Genomic DNA, 18709 nt, shown 5'->3' on the forward strand with positions numbered 1-18709 from the left:
TGAATTGTGCGCAATCTAATAACCAATTAAAAAGGCGACGTGATGTCGCCTGTTTCGATTATTCGCGCGGCTCAAGATTCAGGCACACCGAGTTGATGCAATAACGCAGGCCGGTCGGGGGGGGACCATCCGGGAACACGTGGCCCAAGTGCGCATCACAGCGCGCGCATTTCACTTCGGTGCGGATCATGCCGTGGCTGGTGTCGCGGATTTCAGTCATCGCACTTTCGCCGATCGGCGCGTAGAAGCTCGGCCAGCCGCAGCCGGAGTCGAATTTGGTCTGGGAATCGAACAGCGGCTCGTTGCAGCAGACACAGTGATAGACACCGTCAGTTTTGGTGTCGTTGTATTTGCCCGAGAACGGGCGCTCGGTGGCACTCAGACGGCAGACGTTGTACTGCTCGGGGTCGAGCATGGCCTTCCACTCTTCCAGGGTTTTCTGCAACTTTTCCATCATCACACCTCAGCGGCTGAAAAAGCCCGATCTGTACCTTTTCCACGGATCGGGCGGCACGTATGATTGCGCCTCGTCACGCGCCAGTCTGGCAGCCAGACCGGGCGCATTCAAACGGATTCTGAGCGCAAAAGCGTCAGACCTCCGCCTGTACGAAGACGCTGCAATCCCAGTACGGTTGTCCATTTGCCGCCTGGATCGTTCATTTTCGGGATCACATCGCCATGCAGTTCAGCAAATCGAACAAGCTCGCCAACGTCTGCTACGACATTCGCGGCCCGGTGCTCAAGCACGCCAAACGACTGGAAGAGGAAGGCCAGCGCATCCTCAAGCTGAACATCGGCAACCCGGCGCCGTTTGGTTTCGAAGCGCCGGACGAAATCCTTCAGGACGTGATCCGCAATCTACCGACCGCGCAAGGCTACAGCGACTCCAAAGGCCTGTTCAGCGCGCGCAAGGCGGTGATGCAGTACTACCAGCAGAAGCAGGTCGAAGGTGTCGGCATCGAAGACATCTACCTGGGCAACGGCGTTTCCGAACTGATCGTGATGTCGCTGCAGGCGCTGCTCAACAACGGCGACGAAGTGCTGGTGCCGGCCCCGGATTACCCGCTGTGGACGGCTGCCGTCAGCCTCGCCGGCGGTAACGCCGTGCATTACCTGTGTGACGAGGGCGCCGACTGGTTCCCGGACCTGGCCGACATCAAGGCCAGGATCACTCCGAACACCAAGGCGATGGTGATCATCAACCCGAACAACCCGACCGGTGCGGTCTATTCGAAAGAAGTACTGCTGGGCATGCTGGAAATCGCCCGTGCACATAATCTTGTGGTGTTCTCCGATGAGATCTACGACAAGATTCTGTACGACGACGCCGTGCATGTCTGCACTGCTTCGCTGGCGCCAGACCTGCTCTGCCTGACTTTCAACGGTCTGTCGAAATCCTATCGCGTGGCCGGTTTCCGCTCCGGCTGGATCGCCATCTCCGGGCCGAAACACAACGCGCAGAGCTACATCGAAGGCATCGACATGCTGGCCAACATGCGTCTGTGCGCCAACGTGCCGAGCCAGCACGCAATCCAGACCGCACTCGGCGGCTACCAGAGCATCAACGATCTGGTGCTGCCGCAGGGCCGTCTGCTGGAACAGCGCAACCGCACATGGGAGTTGCTCAACGATATTCCCGGCGTCAGTTGCGTCAAACCGATGGGCGCGCTGTATGCGTTCCCGAAGATCGACCCGAAGGTCTGTCCGATCCACAACGACGAAAAATTTGTCCTCGACCTGCTGCTCTCCGAGAAGCTGCTGGTGGTGCAAGGCACGGCGTTCAACTGGCCGTGGCCCGATCACTTCCGTGTAGTCACCTTGCCCCGCGTCGATGACCTGGAAATGGCCATAGGCCGCATCGGCAACTTCCTCAAGTCCTACCGTCAGTAGTGGGCCAGCAGTGCGCAGCGAATTGTCTGTTGCGCACTGTCTGATTCAGCAACACATCTTTGTTTCGCACCTTTGCAGCCCTTCTACACTTTCACAGCGAGCCTTGAAGGCATGTCTGACCTAATGATGGCGGGACGAAAGGGTGTGTCATCCATATCGGAATCTCGGGTGGGAATTTTCCTTTTCACTCACGAAACTGCTGTAGGACACAGTTTGAAATAGTCACTCGGTTGAATAGCCCGGTGCCGCACCTTATATACCCCGCAGTACGCTAAATCTTTAGCTTGAGGAGAGTTCTACAACCATGATGCGCATCCTGCTGTTTTTGGCCACTAACCTTGCGGTCGTGCTGATAGCCAGCATCACCCTGAGCCTGTTCGGCTTTAACGGGTTCATGGCGGCCAACGGGGTCGATCTCGACCTCAGTCAGCTGCTGGTTTTCTGTGCGGTCTTTGGTTTCGCCGGCTCGCTGTTCTCGCTGTTCATCTCCAAGTGGATGGCGAAGATGAGCACCGGCACGCAAATCATCAGCCAGCCACGCACCCGTCATGAGCAATGGCTGCTGCAAACGGTCGAGCAACTGTCCCGCGAAGCCGGGATCAAGATGCCTGAAGTCGGGATTTTCCCGGCCTACGAAGCGAATGCCTTCGCTACCGGCTGGAACAAGAACGACGCGCTGGTCGCGGTCAGCCAGGGCCTGCTCGAGCGTTTCTCGCCCGATGAAGTGAAAGCCGTACTGGCCCACGAAATCGGTCACGTGGCAAACGGTGACATGGTCACCCTGGCGCTGATCCAGGGCGTGGTGAACACCTTTGTGATGTTCTTCGCCCGGATCATCGGTAATTTCGTCGACAAGGTGATCTTCAAGAACGAAGAAGGCCAGGGTATCGCCTACTACGTGGCGACCATCTTCGCCGAACTGGTGCTGGGCATCCTCGCCAGCGCAATCGTCATGTGGTTCTCGCGCAAGCGCGAATTCCGTGCCGATGAGGCCGGTGCCCGACTGGCCGGTACCAGCGCGATGATTGGCGCTCTGCAACGTCTGCGTGCCGAACAGGGCCTGCCGGTGCACATGCCCGACACCCTGAACGCCTTCGGCATCAACGGTGGCATCAAACAGGGCTTCGCCCGCATGTTCATGAGCCACCCGCCACTGGAAGAGCGTATCGACGCATTGCGTCGTCGCGGTTGATTCAACCGGTGATCATGAAAAGGCCCGCAGTGATGCGGGCTTTTTCGTCTGTTAAAGATAGGGCGGCTGGACGGGCGTCTTCGGGAGCAAGCCCCCCCTCCCGCAACGATCGCGTGTTACAAATAATCCATGAAACGACATGAGCCCCTATGGGAGGGCCTTGCTCCCGAAGACGCCGGAACAGTTAACTTAAAACTATCGGGAAGAAACCCGATAAACCCTCTCCACCAACCACTTAGCCCCGCCCTGCACAAACTTGGGGCTTTCAGCCAGAATATCCCGCTCTTCCAGCCTATCCACCTGCCAACCCTGGCCCAGCAACCGCTGTACTTCATCATTCTCCACCGCAAATGGCGGCCCCGGGATCTGCGTCTGATCGTAATCCAGAGTGATCAGCAGCCCCTGCATTCCGTGCCCCAGCAACTGCTGCAGATGCGCCGAATATCGCTGGCGCATCGCGTCCGGCAAGGCAATCAACGCGGCGCGGTCATACAACGCCGTGCAACCGGCAACATCCTCCGCCGTCAGCGCAAAGAAATCTCCGCACCACAACTCGACGGTATCGCTGCGATACACCTTGAAAGCGCCCTTCTCGCTGATTCGCGGGTCAAGCCGATGCTCACTGAAAAAGTCCTCGACGGCTTTCACTGACAGCTCTACCCCGAGCACCGAATGCCCCTGCCCGGCCAGCCACAACAAGTCCAGACTTTTCCCACACAGCGGCACCAACACCCGCGCAGACGCTGCAATCGCCAGCTCTGGCCAGTAACGCTGCAAATACGGATTGGCGTCGGGCTGATGAAAGCCGATCTGGTTCGAATCCCATTTCTTGTACCAAAACTCAGGCTGCATGGATCACTCCCGAAAAACCGATGAAAAACCGCAGGAACTTATATTAGATTCAGATCGATGATCTGGCTGAAGATGGCTCATCATAATCGCTCAGGAGCCCGTCCATGTTGCCCAGCCTGTTTATCTCCCACGGCTCACCGATGCTTGCGCTGGAACCCGGCGCCAGCGGCCCGGCGCTGGCGCGACTGGCCGCTGAACTGCCGCGCCCCAAAGCCATCGTCATCGTCTCGGCGCATTGGGAAAGCCACGAGTTGCTGGTTAGCAGCCACCCGCGCCCGGAAACCTGGCACGACTTCGGCGGATTCCCCCGTGCGCTGTTTGAGGTTCAGTACCCGGCACCGGGCAATCCGCAGTTGGCCGCTGAAGTGGCTCAAATGCTGAACGCCAATGACCTGTCAGCGCGGCTCGATCCGCAACGACCGTTCGATCATGGCGTGTGGGTGCCGCTGTCACTGATGTATCCGCAGGCGGATATTGCGGTGGTGCAAGTCTCGCTGCCAAGTCGCGGCGGGCCGGCGCTGCAGACACGGGTTGGCCGTGCGCTGGCGAGCCTGCGTGAACAAGCCGTTCTGTTGATTGGCTCCGGCAGCATCACTCACAACCTGCGCGAGCTGGACTGGCATGCCGGCCCGGAAAGCGTTGAACCGTGGGCACGTGAGTTTCGTGACTGGATGATCGACAAGCTGGCCGCTGACGATGAGACGGCGCTGCATGACTATCGCCAGCAGGCGCCGCATGCCGTGCGTAGCCACCCGAGCGATGAGCATTTGTTGCCGTTGTATTTTGCCCGGGGTGCGGGCGGTGAGTTGAACGTGGCGCATCAGGGTTTCACGATGGGCGCGCTAGGTATGGATATTTATCGTTTCGGCTGACGTTATCGCTGGCAAGCCAGCTGCCATAGGGTTTATGCAGCCCGATGAACAGGCAAAAAAAATCCCCGAACCAGTCGGGGATTTTTTATCTGCGATCAATCAGCCCAAGGGCGGATCAATCTTCGCGGTAGCGACGCAGTTTGAGCTGCTTACCGGCCACGCGGGTGTCCTTCAGTTTAGTCAGGAGTTTTTCCAGACCTTCTTCCGGCAGTTCGACGAGGCTGAAGCTGTCACGCACCTGGATGCGACCGATCGCTTCACGGGCCAGACCGCCTTCGTTGAGGATGGCGCCCAGCAGGTTTTTCGCAGCGATACCGTCACGCGCACCCAGCGCGGTACGGCAACGAGCACGGCCTTCGCCCAGAGGCATTGGCGCGCGACGCTCGCGGTCACCACGATCAGGACGATCACCGGAACGCTCAGGACGGTCGCCACGCGGTGCGTTGTTCGGCACCAGTGGACGTTCCTTCTCGATCGCCGCCAGGTTCAGCGCTTGACCGTTGGTGGCCTTGCGCAACAGCGCAGCAGCCAGGGCGCGCGGGGTGCAACCGATGTCGGCGGTCAGACGGTCGAGCAGCTCACCGTGAGTCGATTCGGCATCAGCGACCAGCGGCGACAAGCTGTTGGTCAGTTTCTTGATGCGTGCATCGAGAACGGCTTGAGCATCTGGCAGGCGTACTTCGGCAACTTTCTGACCGGTTACGCGCTCGATCACTTGCAGCATACGGCGCTCACGTGGAGTCACCAGCAGCAGTGCACGACCTTCGCGACCGGCACGGCCGGTACGGCCGATACGGTGCACGTAGGACTCTGGGTCGTACGGCATGTCAACGTTGAACACGTGAGTGATGCGCGGAACGTCGAGACCACGGGCAGCAACGTCGGTCGCGACAACGATGTCCAGACGGCCATCCTTGAGCGAGTCGATAACACGCTCACGCTGGTTCTGGGCGATGTCACCGTTCAACGCGGCGGCTTTGTAGCCTTTGGCGTCGAGGGCGCTGGCCAGGTCCAGGGTCGCTTGCTTGGTGCGCACGAACATGATCAGGGCGTCGAAGTCTTCGACTTCCAGCAGGCTGAGCACGGCCGAGGTTTTCTGGTCAGCGTGAACCAACAGGTGAGCCTGTTCGATCGCGGTGACGGTCTGGGTCTTGGTCTGGATCTTGACGTGTTGCGGATCGCGCAGGTGGCGTTCGGCAATGGCGCGGATCGACTGCGGCAGGGTCGCCGAGAACAATACGGTCTGACGGGTCGCTGGCAGAGCCTTGAAGATGACTTCCAGGTCATCCATGAAGCCCAGCTTCAACATTTCGTCAGCTTCGTCGAGAACCAGATGGTTAACGGTCGACAGGACTTTCTCATCGCGGCGCAGGTGGTCGCACAGACGACCCGGGGTGGCGACAACGATCTGTGCGCCATTACGGATTGCCTTGAGTTGCGGGCCCATCGGCGCGCCGCCGTAAACAGCCACGACGGTAACGCCTGGCATTTGCTTGGCGTAGGTTTCAAAAGCGGTTGCTACTTGCAGCGCCAACTCTCGGGTCGGCGCCAGGATCAGGGCTTGCGGTTCGCGCTTGGCAGGATCGATGCGGTGCAGAATAGGCAGTGCGAACGCGGCGGTTTTACCGGTACCGGTTTGCGCCTGGCCAATCATGTCCTGGCCGGCCATGATGATCGGGATCGATTGCTGCTGAATCGCCGAAGGCTCTTCGTAGCCGGTCGCTGCGACGGCTGCAAGAATATTCGGGTTGAGATTAAAAGCGGCGAATCCGCCGGTTTCCTGGGTCATGGGTCTGCCTCTAAGTGCATCCGCAAAGACCCATGCTCCAAAGCTGCGCATGCCGTGTTGAGACTCAAGAGTCGCCCTGGCAGCTTTGTCGGCGGGGATTTGCGAAAACGAATGAATGGAAAAGAATCGTCAAGGAAGAGCCCGCAGTGCGGACGTGCAGCCGAAGCTGACTTCGGGAAATTGCGCTACCTAAACGCGGCCCGGTTAAAGGCCGGCGCGCACTATACCGGATTTCGTCCGAAAAGGGAGCTTTTTTTATCGACGTAATCCGTGTGTCACCGCCGTGTAATGGGCTTTTGCGGATACTCGCGCGACGGTCTATTTTGCAAAGGCCCGGCCCTGCGGGCGATGACACTTAAACGTTTCACCAAACTGCGGCAAAGCGCCGCGCCTGCGCTCTTCCCGCTTGAGGATTTCGCCATGAATCAGCCCTGCGCCGGCCGCGTCAGCCGTGAACGTCGTGGTCACGTGCACCTGATCGGCCTTGATCGGGCGGCCAAGCGCAACGCCTTCGATCTCGACCTGCTCGACGACCTGAGCCTGGCCTACGGCGAGTTCGAGGCCGACAACGAGGCGCGGGTGGCCGTGGTGTTTGGCCACGGCGAGCATTTCACCAGCGGGCTCGATCTGGTCAATGCCAGCGCGGCGTTGGCCGAAGGCTGGCAGGTTCCGACCGGCGGTTGCGATCCGTGGGGCGTATTCGTCGGGCCACGGGTGAGCAAACCGGTGATTGTCGCCGCTCAGGGTTACTGCCTGACCATTGGCATCGAGCTGATGCTGGCGGCGGATATCAACCTGTGTGCGAGCAATACCCGCTTCGCGCAGATGGAAGTGCAGCGTGGGATCTTTCCATTTGGCGGGGCGACTTTACGTTTTCAGCAGATCGCCGGCTGGGGCAACGCGATGCGCTGGTTGCTCACAGGCGATGAGTTCGATGCCCACGATGCGTTGCATCTGGGACTGGTGCAGGAAGTGATGGCCAGTGAAGACCTGATGCCAAGGGCGATCGAGCTGGCAGAGCGGATTGCCCGGCAGGCGCCGCTCGGAGTGCAGGCGACATTGCTGTCGGCGCGACAGGCGCGCTATGAGGGGGAGACGGCGGCGGCTCAGGCGTTACCGGCGTTGGTAAAGAAGCTGCTCGCCACTGAAGATGCCAGGGAGGGGGTGCGGTCGTTGGTGGAGCGGCGGCCAGGGGTCTTCAAAGGCCTCTGATGAGTGCCCCCCCTGTAGGAGCTGCCGAAGGCTGCGATCTTTTGATCTTGTTTTTTTAAGATCAGAATCAAAAGATCGCAGCCTTCGGCAGCTCCTACAGTGAACGGGTCGCCACTCAGGTTGCTGGCCGAATACAGTTGATCAACGACTGCAACGAATACCCCAACTGCGGCGCCAGCGCTTCGGCCCTTCGCGTCAGCGCCTGCCTGTCCAGCGCCTGGTCGAGGTCCGCCGGGACAATCAGAATCACATTGCCCTCCTTCACCGGCAGCTCCCAGTAGTGCCGGTGATAGAGCCCGCGCAACAACGCCGCGCCCAACGGCTTGCCGTCATCGGTGGCCCACTGATTGATCACCAGCCAGCCGCCCGGATTCAGGCGCTTTTGACAATCGCCGAGAAAGCTCCAGGCCAGATGCCCGACGCCCGGCCCGACGTCGGTATACAAGTCGACGAAAATCAGATCCGCCGGCTCTGCCGTCGGCAGCAACTCCAGCGCATCACCAACCCGAATGTACAGCCGCGGATCATCGTCCAGGCCCAGGTATTCAATGGCCAGGCGCGGCACATCCGGACGCAATTCAATGGCCTCGACATCTTCCAGCGGCAAAAACCTGAGACAAGCCTGGGTCAGCGTGCCAGCACCCAAACCGAGAAACAGCGCGCTCTCCGGCTGCTCGTGGCACAGCGCGCCAATCAACATGGCGCGGGTGTAGTCGTACTCCAGCCAGCTCGGGTCGGCGGTGAACACGCAACTCTGCTCGATCGCATCGCCGAACTCGAGAAAGCGGTAATCGGCCACTTCCAGCACGCGAATCACGCCGAACTCATCCTGTACTTCGGCGAGCAGATGCTCGACGCGCTCCTCAGTCATTTCGTCTCCTGATGGTCACCGGGCGCGGTGACGCGATGGCACCGCTGTGGTGCCGTGGCAAAGCGGCGATTGTCGGCGATGGGGCGGGAACAGGTCACGCACTAATTGCTGCTAACATGGCGCTCCCCTGCGTATCAAACTTCGAGACCGTGATGAGCCAACCGTGGAGCCCTGACAGCTGGCGCGCCCTGCCGATCCAGCAACAACCGCAATACCCCGACGCCGCGCACCTGCACCAGGTCGAGCAGACCCTGGCCAGCTATCCGCCGCTGGTGTTCGCCGGCGAAGCGCGCGAGCTGCGCCGGCAGTTTGCCGAAGTCACGCAGGGCCGCGCGTTCCTGTTGCAGGGCGGCGATTGCGCGGAAAGCTTCGCCGAATTTTCCGCCGCGAAGATCCGCGACACCTTCAAAGTGTTGCTGCAAATGGCGATCGTCATGACCTTTGCCGCCGGCTGCCCGGTGGTCAAGGTCGGGCGCATGGCCGGCCAGTTCGCCAAGCCGCGTTCGGCCAATGACGAAACCATTGCCGGCGTGACGCTGCCTGCCTATCGCGGCGACATCGTCAACGGCATCGGCTTCGATGAAAAGAGCCGCGTGCCGGATCCGGAGCGTTTGCTGCAGTCTTATCACCAGTCCACCGCGACCCTGAACCTGCTGCGCGCCTTTGCTCAGGGCGGTTTTGCCGACCTGCATCAGGTGCACAAATGGAATCTGGATTTCATCGCCAACTCGGCGCTGGCCGAAAAGTACAGCCACCTCGCTGATCGTATCGATGAAACCCTGGCGTTCATGCGCGCCTGCGGCATGGACAGCTCGCCGCAACTGCGCGAAACCAGTTTCTTCACCGCCCACGAAGCGTTGCTGCTGAACTACGAAGAAGCCTTCGTGCGCCGCGACAGCCTGACCAACGATTACTACGATTGCTCGGCGCACATGCTGTGGATCGGCGACCGCACCCGCCAGCTCGACGGCGCGCATGTCGAATTCTTGCGCGGGGTGAACAACCCGATCGGCGTCAAGGTCGGCCCGAGCATGAACCCCGATGACCTGATTCGCCTGATCGACGTGCTCAACCCGGACAACGATCCTGGCCGCTTGAACCTGATTGCGCGGATGGGTGCGAACAAGGTCGGTGATCACTTGCCGGCGCTGATCCGCGCGGTGCAGCGTGAAGGCAAACAAGTTCTCTGGAGCTGCGATCCGATGCACGGCAACACCATCAAGGCCAGTAGCGGCTACAAGACCCGCGACTTTGCGCAGATCCTTGGTGAAGTGAAGCAGTTCTTTCAGGTGCACGAAGCGGAAGGCAGCTATGCCGGCGGCATTCACATCGAGATGACCGGACAGAATGTCACCGAGTGCATCGGCGGCGCACGGCCGATTACCGAGGATGGCTTGTCCGATCGCTATCACACCCACTGCGACCCACGGATGAATGCTGACCAGTCGCTGGAATTGGCGTTTTTGATTGCCGAAACGTTAAAGCAGGTCCGGCGCTAGACCGCACCCCGTGTAGGAGCTGCCGAAGGCTGCGATCTTTTGATCTTCAAAACAAGATCAAAAGATCGCAGCCTTCGGCAGCTCCTTCAGGGTGCCGGCGCCATCCACTTGCGCCAATGCCAGCCTCAGCCGAGCCGCACTCTCGCGCTGACAATTCAACTGCACCCGGGCCATTCCGAGCCACTGCGCCATCCGCTGCAGGTTCGCGGCCAGCGACAGCATGCCCTCCTCGTCCAGCCCGGCGTCTTCCTCGTGCACCGCATGCACCGCCAACTGCCCCGCCGCTCGCTCGCCGCGCAGATCGACTCGCGCGGCGATCCGTTCGTTGTGCAAAAACGGCAGCACGTAATAGCCGTAAACCCGCTTGGGCTGCGGTGTGTAAATCTCCAGGCGATAGCGGAAATCGAACAGCCGCTCGGTGCGGCTGCGTTCCCAGATCAACGAGTCGAACGGCGACAACAGCGCACTGGCAGTAACCCTGCGCGGCACTTTGGGCTCCGGCAGGCAATAAGCGATCTGCCGCCAATCGCCGACTTCGCACATCTGCAACTGCCCCGCCTCGACCAGTTCAGCCAGACGCGGCCGCGCATCCGCCGGGCTCAAGCGGAAATAATCGCGCAGGTCTTTTTCCGTGCCGACGCCCAATGCCCCCGCCGCATGCAGCAACAGGCCGCGTTGCGCCTCGGCCTCATCCGGCATCGGCTGCTGCAGGATCGCCGCCGGTATCACCCGCTCCGGTAAATCGTACAAACGCTCAAACCCGCGTCGCCCGGCCACGGTCACTTCACCGGCAGCGAACAACCATTCCAGCGCAAGCTTTTCCGCACTCCAGTCCCACCACGGCCCAGCCTTGTCTTCGCGAGTCGACAGACTGCCGGCGCCCAAGGCGCCCTGCTGTTCGACCGATGCCAGCACGCGGCGAATCGTCTCTCGCTGTTCGCGACCGAACTTCGCCAATTGCTGATAGATGCCCTCGCCGCGTCTGGCCCGCTGCATGCGCCAGCCCAGCAACGGATACATCGACAGCGGCAACAACGAAGCTTCATGGCCCCAGTATTCGAACAACGTGCGCCGACGCCCCGAACTCCAGGCAGCCTGGTCGAGCAAGTCGAAAGAATAGGAACCGAGACGGGAAAAAAGCGGCAGGTAGTGCGAGCGCACCACGGCATTGACGGAATCGATTTGCAGCAGGCCCAGCCGTTCGATCAGCCGGTTGAGATGGTTGGCGGTAACGGTTGGCGGCTGGCGCCCGTTGAACCCTTGGGCAGCCAGCGCCAGACGTCGCGCCTGTTTGAGGGAAAAGGACACTGTCGCGGGCATTTATTCCTCCATGTCTGCTCGCAACCTACCTCACCTGAAAGGGGTTTGTGTAGCAATAGCCTCATCATTTATGCATCGGGTCGTCCCAGAACGGCCGCACGGTTTCATGTTCGACATCGGCGCGGCTGATGCCGATGTCCTTCAACGCCTCGTCGCTGAGGCCGGCGAGCATTTCCCGTTCACGGTGCAGTTCGTACCAACGACTGAATTTGTGCAGCAGATCGGACACGATATGGCCGTGGCCCGACAGCTGGTCTTCGTTCACATACTCTCTTTGACCTTTCATCGTCTTGCCTCCTTTTGTGGATGGCTCAAGTCTCGTCCCGGCGCTAAGATCAATCCAACGAATGTTTCTGATGGCATGCATCACGGAGATTCATCAATTGTCCGCCTACCCCAGTATCGATACCGATGTCCTGCGTACCTTCGTGGCGATCGCCGATCAGGGTGGTTTCACCCGTGCCGGCGAGATGGTCAACCGCACTCAGTCGGCGGTGAGCATGCAGATGAAACGCCTGGAAGAAGACGTGTTACAGCGCCAGTTGTTCGAGCGCGATGGCCGTCAGGTGCGACTGACCGCTGAAGGCCAGGTATTGCTCGGCTATGCGCGGCGCATTCTCAAACTGCACAGTGAGGTGTTCAATACCTTGCGTGAGCCGCACATGGTCGGCACCGTGCGCATCGGCACGCCGGATGATTATGTGATGCGCTTTCTGCCGGGGATCCTGTCGCGGTTTGCGCAGTTTTATCCGCTGATCCAGATCGAAGTGCATTGCGAGTCGAGCAAACAGTTGCTGCAGCGCACCGACCTGGACTTGTCGATCGTCACACGTGAACCGGGCAACGAGATCGGCCAGTTGCTGCGCAAAGAGCGCTTTGTGTGGGCCGAGGCGCAGAATTTCAGTGCCCACGAGCAGACGCCGTTGCCCCTGGCGATGTTCAACAGCGACTGCTTCTGCCGCTTGTGGGCGTGCAATGCGCTGGACGCGATGGGCCGCGATTACCGCATCGCCTACAACAGCAGCAGCCTGTCGGCGCTGATGGCCGTGGTCAGCGCGGGGCTGGCGATCACCGCGCAACTGGAGAGCCTGATCACCCCGGACATGCGCATCCTTGGCGCCGCTGAAGAGCTGCCGCTGTTGCCCGAGGCCAGCATCATGCTGATCCGCAACCTGAACAATCCGTCGCCAATCACCGAGTGCCTGGCCGAGCACATCGTCGAAGGCTTCAAACTTTAAACGCGAGCATCACCGCACACAGCACGAGGAAGCCGCAGAACAGACCGCGCAGGAGTTTTTCCGGCATCGCGTGGGCAACTTTCACGCCCCAACTGATGCTGGCCAGACCGCCAAGCGCCAGCGGCAAGCCGATCATCCAGTCGACTTCGTGGTGTACCGCATAAGTCACCAGCGTCACGCCGGTACTCGGCAGGGCCAGCGCCAGGGACAAGCCCTGAGCGACCACTTGGGTAGTGCCGAACAGGCTGGTCAGCACCGGCGTGGCGACCACTGCGCCCCCCACGCCGAACAAGCCGCCCATGGTTCCTGACGCCGCGCCGAGCACGCCCAGCCATGGCCACGAATGGCGCATTTGGGCAGTAGGTGCTGGCCGTGGGCCGAACATTTTCAACAGGTTGTACACCGACAGAGCCACCAGAAACGCGACAAACCCGATGCGCATGGTTTGCGCATCGATGCCCACCGCCCAGATCGAGCCGAGCCAGGCGAAGCAGAAACCCATCACCGCCAGCGGCAGCGCATGGCGCAACTCGACGCGATTGCGCTGGTGATAACGCCACAGCGCCAGCATCACGTTGGGCACCACCATCACCAGCGCCGTGCCTTGGGCGATCTGCTGATCGAGGCCGAACCAAACGCCGAGCAAAGGAATCGCAATCAAGCCACCGCCAATGCCAAAGATCCCGCCCAAGGTGCCAAGGGCAGCGCCGAACAACAGGTACAACAGAAAATCCATCACAACGGTAATCCTCTAACGACAGGCGACCAATGCTACGCACTCGCGCCTAGCGGGGAAACGCACAGCAACGCACAATGGCTGTGCCGATCCTGCACAAGCGTGATTTCCCATGAATCCCAATCAATTGACCGATCAGCTCGGCCTGTTTCTCGATGTACTGGAGAGTGGCAGTTTTTCAGCCGCGTCACGCCGCCATCCGCTGACCCCTTCCGCCGTGGCCCGGCGCATCGACAGCCTGGAAAGTGCCGTCGGCAGTCAGCTGTTCGTGCGCAGTACCCACGCGGTCCTGCCGACGTCGGCCGGTCTGGCGTTTGCCGAACGGGCGCGGCGGATCATCGCCGAGTTGCAACTGGCACGTGCCGAAGCCGTTTCATTAAGCAGCGCGCCGGAAGGACTGATCCGCATCGATGCGCCTGCAGCCTTCGGGAGGCGGCATCTGGCGCCGGTAATTGCCGATTTTCTCCTTCTGTACCCGGGACTGGATGTGCAGATGCATCTGATCGACAGCTTCAGCGACATGGCCGGCACCAGTCTGGGCAAAGTCGATCTGATGTTGCGTACGGGGCAGTTGGCTGACTCGCGCCTGGTCGCCACGCCATTGGCGAGCATGGTACGCGTCGCCTGCGCCAGCCCTGACTACCTCAAGCAGCGCGGCGTGCCCGAGCATCCGGCGCAGTTGGGTGAACACGACGGGCTCGACTGGGAAGGCCTTGCGCCGCCTTTTGCCTGGAAATTCGAAGTGGACGGGCAAATGCAACTGCACCGGCCATCCCGCGTGCGCCTGAGCGCCAACAATGCCGAAGCGCTTGCGTGTGGCGCGGCGGCGGGTCTGGGCGTCGCACACCTGCCGACCTGGCTGGCCAGCGAATACCTGCTGCGAGGGGAGCTGGTGCCGTTGTTCTGCGAAAATGGCCTGCCGCCACCGGAGTCCACCGGTATTTACGCGCTGCGCATGGAACAGCAGATTCATTCGCGCAGTCGTTTGTTGCTGGAATATCTGAAAACCCGTTTCAGCCCGGTGCCGCCGTGGGATCTGGCATTGCAGCGGCAATTCGCCCGGCACTGACGTCGGGCATATTTATCTGGCGCATTAAAGATTCGAGCGCTAGATTAAAAAACGATCAACGATCAAGGCTTTGACAATGACTTGCGAACGCGACAACTGCGACGACCTTCTGCTCGATAATCAGGCGTGCTTCGCCCTGCACTCGACTTCGCTAATGATGACCAAGGTCTACAAGCCGCTGTTGCAGGCGCTGGGCCTGACCTATCCGCAGTATCTGGCGATGATGGTGCTGTGGGAGAAAGATGGCTTGACCGTCGGAGAAATCAGCGCACGCCTGCTGACCGATCCCGGATCGCTGACGCCGTTGCTCAAACGCCTGGAGGCCGAAGGCCTGCTCAGCCGTACCCGCAGCCGCGAAGATGAACGCGTAGTGATCGTCGAACTGACTGCAGCAGGCCGAGCCCTGCGCGACAAGGCGCAAACCGTGCCGCAGTGCATTCTTGGGGCGAGTGGCTTCACACTGGAACGCTTACAGAAATTGCAGGCTGAATTACAGGATCTGCGGGGGCATCTGCAAGACAGCCTGAATTAAGCCCTGCCACATTCCCCGTTTGGAGCGGGCTTGCTCGCGTAAGCGATTGATCAGTCAGAGCGAGCGTTGGCTGCCAGGATGCCTTCGCGAGCACGCCCGCTCCCACACTGAGTCCAGCGCCAACAAATATTTTTCTCCCCGGAACTTCCCCACCAAACGCTCTAGATCAAGCCTTACGATCCTCTCTCATGCCTCGCCTTTGAGCCAAACGCCACTTTTTCTATAAATTTATCTTGCGCGCTAAACATTAGCGCTATACATTCTCTTCACACCTACTTAGCGCGCAAACAATTAGCGCACAAAACACAACCAATGAGGCTCACACCATGCAAACTCTCTACACCGCAATCGCAACTTCCACTGGCGGCCGCGACGGTCGTGCGATTTCCAGCGACAACGTGCTCGACGTCAAACTGGCCACTCCGAAAGAACTCGGCGGTGCTGGCGGCGCAGCGACCAACCCTGAACAACTGTTCGCTGCCGGTTACTCGGCCTGCTTCATCGGCGCCCTGAAATTCGTTGCCAGCCAGACCAAACGCAAGATTCCTGACGACGCGTCGATTACCGCTCATGTCGGCATCGGCCAGATCCCTGGCGGTTTCGGTCTGGACATCGACTTGCACATCAGCCTGCCCGGCCTGGAACAAGCCGACGCGCAATCGCTGGTCGACGCCGCTCACCAGGTCTGCCCGTATTCCAACGCCACCCGTGGCAACGTCGATGTCCGTCTGCACGTCACCGTGTAATCACACAAGCCCCCGGCCCGAACAAGGAAATTGAACATGAACACTTTCAGCAAAGTCTTGACCGGTACCCTTCTCGCCCTGTCGGTACACAGCGCTTTCGCCGGTGATGTCGAACACAACACCCAGGCATTCCTCGATGCGCTGAATTCAGGCAGCGGCAAGCCGATTGAGCAGCTGTCGCCCAAGGATGCCCGCGCCGTGCTGGTCGGCGCGCAGTCCGGGGTCAAGTTGACGCTGCCAAAAGCCGATGTCAGCGAGAAGACCGTGCAGGTCGATGGTCAACCGCTGAGCCTGACCATCGTCCGGCCGGCCGGGGTCAAGGGTGAGCTGCCGGTGTTCATGTTCTTCCACGGCGGCGGCTGGGTGCTGGGGGATTTCCCCACTCACGAACGTCTGGTGCGCGATCTGGTGGTCGGTTCGGGGGCGGCGGCGGTGTTTGTCAATTACACCCCTTCGCCGGAAGCGCATTATCCGGTGGCGATCAACCAAGCCTACGCCGCAACCAAATGGGTGGCGGAACACGGCAAAGAGATCAATGTCGATGGCAAGCGCCTGGCCGTGGCCGGCAACAGCGTCGGCGGCAACATGGCCGCAGTGGTTGCGCTGATGGCCAAGGACAAAGGCACCCCGGCAATCAAATTACAGGTGCTGCTGTGGCCGGTGACCGATGCCAACTTCGACACCGGTTCGTACGACCAGTACGCCGAAGGGCACTTCCTCACTCGCAACATGATGAAGTGGTTCTGGGACAACTACACCACCGACGCCAAACAGCGCAACGAGATCTATGCCTCGCCGCTGCGCGCCACCACCGCGCAACTCAAAGGCCTGCCGCCTGCACTGGTGCAGACTGCCGGCGCCGACGTGTTGCGTGATGAAGGCGAAGCCTATGCACGCAAACTCGACGAAGCCGGCGTGCCGGTGACGTCGGTGCGTTACAACGGCATGATCCACGATTACGGTTTGCTCAATGTGGTCAGCCAGGTTCCGGCGGTGCGTTCGGCGATGTTGCAGGCTGCGCAAGAGCTCAAGGAACACCTGAAATAAATACCCCATCCGAGTGTTTGCAACAGGCATAAAAAAACCCGACTCAATGGTCGGGTTTTTTCTTTGCGCAAAAAGCAGTGCTTATTTCGCACGGCCTTTGTAGGAACCGCCTTCGCGGGTATCGATCTCGATCATGTCGCCGATTTCGATGAAGTCGGCAACCGACAGTTCGGTACCGTTCTTCAGTTTGGCAGGCTTCATTACCTTGCCGGAAGTGTCACCGCGAGCGGAGCCTTCGGTGTAGTCAACCTGACGCACGATGGTGGTCGGCAGCTCTACGGAAACCAGACGGCCTTCGAAGAATACGGCTTCGCAGACGTCGGTCATGCCTTCTTCAACGAACGGCAGAACGGCTTCGATGTCGTCAGCGTTCAGTTCGTACATGGTGTAGTCAGTGGTGTCCATGAACGTGTAAGTGTCACCGCTGATGAACGACAGGGTGGCTTCTTTACGATCCAGGATCACGTCGTCCAGTTTGTCGTCCGCACCGTAAACGGTTTCGGTCTTGTAACCGGTCAGCAGGTTCTTCAGCTTGGTCTTCATGATCGCGCTGTTACGGCCCGACTTGGTGAATTCAGCTTTCTGAACCAGCCAAGGATCGTTGTCGATACGGATCACGGTACCGGGTTTGAGTTCTTTACCAGTTTTCATTGCGAATATCCGAATTTGGATGGGATTTACAAAAATCTAGGCCGCGTATCATATCCAATTTACATAAAACTGTACCAGCGCCGTGGCAAGATCGGCCTGCAAGGCCTGTTCCAGACACCATGCTTGCGCGTTTTCCTCAAGCTCAGGCCAATGATTTCGCACCGCCAGCCAGTGCTCGCCGATTGGTTGCCCGGCGCTCCACGCTCGCCACAGACCGTTCATCGCCTGCGCCGCAGCGGGCGAAAGGCCGTGAGTATAGAGCGCAAGAAAAGCATCGAGCTTGTCCAGATGGATGTCGTCGTCCTGCTGATAAATGTGCCAGAGCATTGGCCGCCCGGCCCATTGCGCGCGCACGAATGAGTCCTCGCCACGCACTGCGTTGAAATCGCAGCACCACAGCAGATGATCATATTGGTCCTGACGGACGAACGGCAGCACTTGCACGGTCAGTGAATCGCGCACATGAATCGCGCCCACCGGCAGAAATTCCGCACCCAGCCAGCGCGCCACATCGCCCAGAATCCGCCCTTCCGGCACCAGCAGGTGGGTGCGTTGCGGGTCAGCCGCCAGCACATCCAGCCAACTGGCCAGCCCGGCATTTTCATAAGCAAACAGGGAGATCAATTGCGCGTCGGACGCGGGATCGATGCCCAAGCCTTGCAGGAAATGTCGCTGCGCCGACCCATCCCGCTGAAACTGCCGACGCTGTTCGAGCAGTCCGCGCTCACGTAGCAGGCCACCGGTGCCCGGCTTGAAGCCTGGGAAAAAGAAGAATTTTTGCACCGATTTGTATTTCACCGACGGCAAGCCGTGACAGCCGATGACCCAGTCTTCGGCGCTGAGATAATCGAGGTTGAGCCACAGCGGCTGTGTCTGCCGTGCGGCCATGCTGTCCATGTAGTCAGCGGGCAACTGACAGGCGAAGGCGGCGATGACGACATCGGCAGCGTCGGCGTGCCGCCATTCGCTCGGCCACTGACGCACCTCGACACCCTGTTGCCACTGCTGTGCAAGATTGATGTCGATCTGCGGGCAGATGCGCTCGAATGCGCGCAGGTCATCCACCCACAGACGCACCGGCAAGGCATGTTCGGCCACCAGTTGCCGGGCCAGACGCCAGGTCACGCCGATGTCGCCGAAGTTATCGACCACGGTACAAAAAATATCCCAGCGGGGTTTCGCTTCAGCCATGC

19 protein-coding genes are annotated in these 18709 nt (G+C 60.1%); 10 read left to right on the forward strand and 9 right to left on the reverse strand.

Annotated elements, in window-relative coordinates; all coding sequences use genetic code 11:
• Positions 1-58 precede the first annotated feature (58 nt).
• Entirely contained in the window at positions 59-454 is a 396-nt protein-coding gene (gene msrB, locus ACP7D9_RS21665) for a peptide-methionine (R)-S-oxide reductase MsrB (protein WP_101155662.1), read from the reverse strand.
• Between the two features lie 224 nt (positions 455-678).
• On the opposite strand from msrB, the gene ACP7D9_RS21670 reads away from it, so the two are divergent.
• Together ACP7D9_RS21670 and htpX are read left to right on the forward strand one after the other, a co-directional pair.
• Positions 679-1890 carry a pyridoxal phosphate-dependent aminotransferase gene (locus ACP7D9_RS21670; protein ID WP_312999921.1) on the forward strand — a complete coding sequence of 404 codons (1212 nt, stop codon included), beginning with the start codon at positions 679-681 and terminating at the stop codon, positions 1888-1890.
• A gap of 304 nt (positions 1891-2194) precedes the next feature.
• A complete protein-coding gene (htpX, locus tag ACP7D9_RS21675; protein ID WP_007908619.1) occupies positions 2195-3082 on the forward strand; it encodes a protease HtpX in 888 nt (295 codons plus the stop codon).
• 195 nt (positions 3083-3277) lie between these two features.
• Here the strand turns inward: htpX and ACP7D9_RS21680 are convergent, their stop codons facing one another.
• The gene (locus ACP7D9_RS21680) at positions 3278-3934 is read right to left on the reverse strand and encodes a thiopurine S-methyltransferase (protein WP_426159573.1); all 657 of its coding nucleotides are present in this window, start codon (positions 3932-3934) and stop codon (positions 3278-3280) included.
• 104 nt (positions 3935-4038) lie between these two features.
• On the opposite strand from ACP7D9_RS21680, the gene ACP7D9_RS21685 reads away from it, so the two are divergent.
• Positions 4039-4806: a DODA-type extradiol aromatic ring-opening family dioxygenase gene (locus ACP7D9_RS21685; RefSeq protein WP_426159574.1), complete on the forward strand. Its 768-nt coding sequence runs from the start codon at positions 4039-4041 to the stop codon at positions 4804-4806.
• A gap of 115 nt (positions 4807-4921) precedes the next feature.
• Here the strand turns inward: ACP7D9_RS21685 and ACP7D9_RS21690 are convergent, their stop codons facing one another.
• Positions 4922-6595: a DEAD/DEAH box helicase gene (locus ACP7D9_RS21690; protein WP_042607879.1), complete on the reverse strand. Its 1674-nt coding sequence runs from the start codon at positions 6593-6595 to the stop codon at positions 4922-4924.
• Positions 6596-7015: 420 nt separating this feature from the next.
• Here ACP7D9_RS21690 and ACP7D9_RS21695 point away from each other — a divergent pair, with 420 nt between their 5' ends.
• Positions 7016-7807 carry a crotonase/enoyl-CoA hydratase family protein gene (locus ACP7D9_RS21695; protein ID WP_426159575.1) on the forward strand — a complete coding sequence of 264 codons (792 nt, stop codon included), beginning with the start codon at positions 7016-7018 and terminating at the stop codon, positions 7805-7807.
• A gap of 115 nt (positions 7808-7922) precedes the next feature.
• Here ACP7D9_RS21695 and ACP7D9_RS21700 read toward each other — a convergent pair whose 3' ends face one another.
• Entirely contained in the window at positions 7923-8678 is a 756-nt protein-coding gene (locus ACP7D9_RS21700) for a spermidine synthase (protein WP_101155524.1), read from the reverse strand.
• Positions 8679-8830: 152 nt separating this feature from the next.
• Between ACP7D9_RS21700 and ACP7D9_RS21705 the strand changes: the two genes are divergently transcribed.
• Positions 8831-10177 carry a class II 3-deoxy-7-phosphoheptulonate synthase gene (locus ACP7D9_RS21705; protein WP_312999916.1) on the forward strand — a complete coding sequence of 449 codons (1347 nt, stop codon included), beginning with the start codon at positions 8831-8833 and terminating at the stop codon, positions 10175-10177.
• Between the two features lie 57 nt (positions 10178-10234).
• Here ACP7D9_RS21705 and ACP7D9_RS21710 read toward each other — a convergent pair whose 3' ends face one another.
• Both ACP7D9_RS21710 and ACP7D9_RS21715 read right to left on the reverse strand, forming a co-directional pair.
• Positions 10235-11497 carry a winged helix-turn-helix domain-containing protein gene (locus tag ACP7D9_RS21710; RefSeq protein ID WP_426159576.1) on the reverse strand — a complete coding sequence of 421 codons (1263 nt, stop codon included), beginning with the start codon at positions 11495-11497 and terminating at the stop codon, positions 10235-10237.
• A gap of 64 nt (positions 11498-11561) precedes the next feature.
• Positions 11562-11783, reverse strand: a complete 222-nt coding sequence (locus tag ACP7D9_RS21715; RefSeq protein ID WP_312999915.1) for a DUF1127 domain-containing protein — start codon at positions 11781-11783, stop codon at positions 11562-11564.
• Between the two features lie 97 nt (positions 11784-11880).
• Here ACP7D9_RS21715 and ACP7D9_RS21720 point away from each other — a divergent pair, with 97 nt between their 5' ends.
• Complete coding sequence (locus ACP7D9_RS21720; protein WP_426159652.1) at positions 11881-12735, forward strand: LysR substrate-binding domain-containing protein; 855 nt, start codon at positions 11881-11883, stop codon at positions 12733-12735.
• Here the strand turns inward: ACP7D9_RS21720 and ACP7D9_RS21725 are convergent.
• Positions 12725-13471 (reverse strand): sulfite exporter TauE/SafE family protein, encoded by a 747-nt coding sequence (locus tag ACP7D9_RS21725; protein ID WP_426159577.1) that lies wholly within the window; start codon positions 13469-13471, stop codon positions 12725-12727. The two genes, ACP7D9_RS21720 and ACP7D9_RS21725, sit on opposite strands and share 11 nt — an antisense overlap.
• 112 nt (positions 13472-13583) lie before the next feature.
• Between ACP7D9_RS21725 and ACP7D9_RS21730 the strand changes: the two genes are divergently transcribed.
• The 4 genes from ACP7D9_RS21730 to ACP7D9_RS21745 all read left to right on the forward strand — a co-directional run bounded on the left by ACP7D9_RS21730 (position 13584) and on the right by ACP7D9_RS21745 (position 16865).
• Positions 13584-14540: a LysR substrate-binding domain-containing protein gene (locus ACP7D9_RS21730; RefSeq protein WP_426159578.1), complete on the forward strand. Its 957-nt coding sequence runs from the start codon at positions 13584-13586 to the stop codon at positions 14538-14540.
• 76 nt (positions 14541-14616) lie between these two features.
• A complete protein-coding gene (locus ACP7D9_RS21735; RefSeq protein WP_312999914.1) occupies positions 14617-15072 on the forward strand; it encodes a MarR family winged helix-turn-helix transcriptional regulator in 456 nt (151 codons plus the stop codon).
• A 326-nt stretch (positions 15073-15398) separates the two neighbouring features.
• Positions 15399-15818, forward strand: coding sequence for an organic hydroperoxide resistance protein (locus ACP7D9_RS21740; protein ID WP_007940002.1), 420 nt, complete (start codon positions 15399-15401; stop codon positions 15816-15818).
• Between the two features lie 36 nt (positions 15819-15854).
• On the forward strand, positions 15855-16865 hold the full coding sequence (locus ACP7D9_RS21745; protein ID WP_426159579.1) for an alpha/beta hydrolase: 1011 nt from the start codon (positions 15855-15857) through the stop codon (positions 16863-16865).
• An 81-nt stretch (positions 16866-16946) separates the two neighbouring features.
• On the opposite strand, the gene ACP7D9_RS21750 is transcribed toward ACP7D9_RS21745, so the two are convergent.
• Both ACP7D9_RS21750 and earP read right to left on the reverse strand, forming a co-directional pair.
• The gene (locus ACP7D9_RS21750; RefSeq protein ID WP_101155506.1) at positions 16947-17516 is read right to left on the reverse strand and encodes an elongation factor P; all 570 of its coding nucleotides are present in this window, start codon (positions 17514-17516) and stop codon (positions 16947-16949) included.
• 48 nt (positions 17517-17564) lie between these two features.
• Complete coding sequence (earP, locus tag ACP7D9_RS21755; protein WP_426159580.1) at positions 17565-18707, reverse strand: elongation factor P maturation arginine rhamnosyltransferase EarP; 1143 nt, start codon at positions 18705-18707, stop codon at positions 17565-17567.
• Positions 18708-18709: the final 2 nt, after the last annotated feature.

Source organism: Pseudomonas sp. TSRC2-2, assembly GCF_049897785.1.
GTDB lineage: Bacteria > Pseudomonadota > Gammaproteobacteria > Pseudomonadales > Pseudomonadaceae > Aquipseudomonas.

Coding starts and splice junctions, on each gene's coding strand:
- msrB (WP_101155662.1), bottom strand. CDS start 454: ATGGAAAAGTTGCAGAAAACCCTGGAAGAGTGGAAGGCCATGCTCGAC.
- ACP7D9_RS21670 (WP_312999921.1), top strand. CDS start 679: ATGCAGTTCAGCAAATCGAACAAGCTCGCCAACGTCTGCTACGACATT.
- htpX (WP_007908619.1), top strand. CDS start 2,195: ATGATGCGCATCCTGCTGTTTTTGGCCACTAACCTTGCGGTCGTGCTG.
- ACP7D9_RS21680 (WP_426159573.1), bottom strand. CDS start 3,934: ATGCAGCCTGAGTTTTGGTACAAGAAATGGGATTCGAACCAGATCGGC.
- ACP7D9_RS21685 (WP_426159574.1), top strand. CDS start 4,039: ATGTTGCCCAGCCTGTTTATCTCCCACGGCTCACCGATGCTTGCGCTG.
- ACP7D9_RS21690 (WP_042607879.1), bottom strand. CDS start 6,595: ATGACCCAGGAAACCGGCGGATTCGCCGCTTTTAATCTCAACCCGAAT.
- ACP7D9_RS21695 (WP_426159575.1), top strand. CDS start 7,016: ATGAATCAGCCCTGCGCCGGCCGCGTCAGCCGTGAACGTCGTGGTCAC.
- ACP7D9_RS21700 (WP_101155524.1), bottom strand. CDS start 8,678: ATGACTGAGGAGCGCGTCGAGCATCTGCTCGCCGAAGTACAGGATGAG.
- ACP7D9_RS21705 (WP_312999916.1), top strand. CDS start 8,831: ATGAGCCAACCGTGGAGCCCTGACAGCTGGCGCGCCCTGCCGATCCAG.
- ACP7D9_RS21710 (WP_426159576.1), bottom strand. CDS start 11,497: ATGCCCGCGACAGTGTCCTTTTCCCTCAAACAGGCGCGACGTCTGGCG.
- ACP7D9_RS21715 (WP_312999915.1), bottom strand. CDS start 11,783: ATGAAAGGTCAAAGAGAGTATGTGAACGAAGACCAGCTGTCGGGCCAC.
- ACP7D9_RS21725 (WP_426159577.1), bottom strand. CDS start 13,471: ATGGATTTTCTGTTGTACCTGTTGTTCGGCGCTGCCCTTGGCACCTTG.
- ACP7D9_RS21730 (WP_426159578.1), top strand. CDS start 13,584: ATGAATCCCAATCAATTGACCGATCAGCTCGGCCTGTTTCTCGATGTA.
- ACP7D9_RS21735 (WP_312999914.1), top strand. CDS start 14,617: ATGACTTGCGAACGCGACAACTGCGACGACCTTCTGCTCGATAATCAG.
- ACP7D9_RS21740 (WP_007940002.1), top strand. CDS start 15,399: ATGCAAACTCTCTACACCGCAATCGCAACTTCCACTGGCGGCCGCGAC.
- ACP7D9_RS21745 (WP_426159579.1), top strand. CDS start 15,855: ATGAACACTTTCAGCAAAGTCTTGACCGGTACCCTTCTCGCCCTGTCG.
- ACP7D9_RS21750 (WP_101155506.1), bottom strand. CDS start 17,516: ATGAAAACTGGTAAAGAACTCAAACCCGGTACCGTGATCCGTATCGAC.
- earP (WP_426159580.1), bottom strand. CDS start 18,707: ATGGCTGAAGCGAAACCCCGCTGGGATATTTTTTGTACCGTGGTCGAT.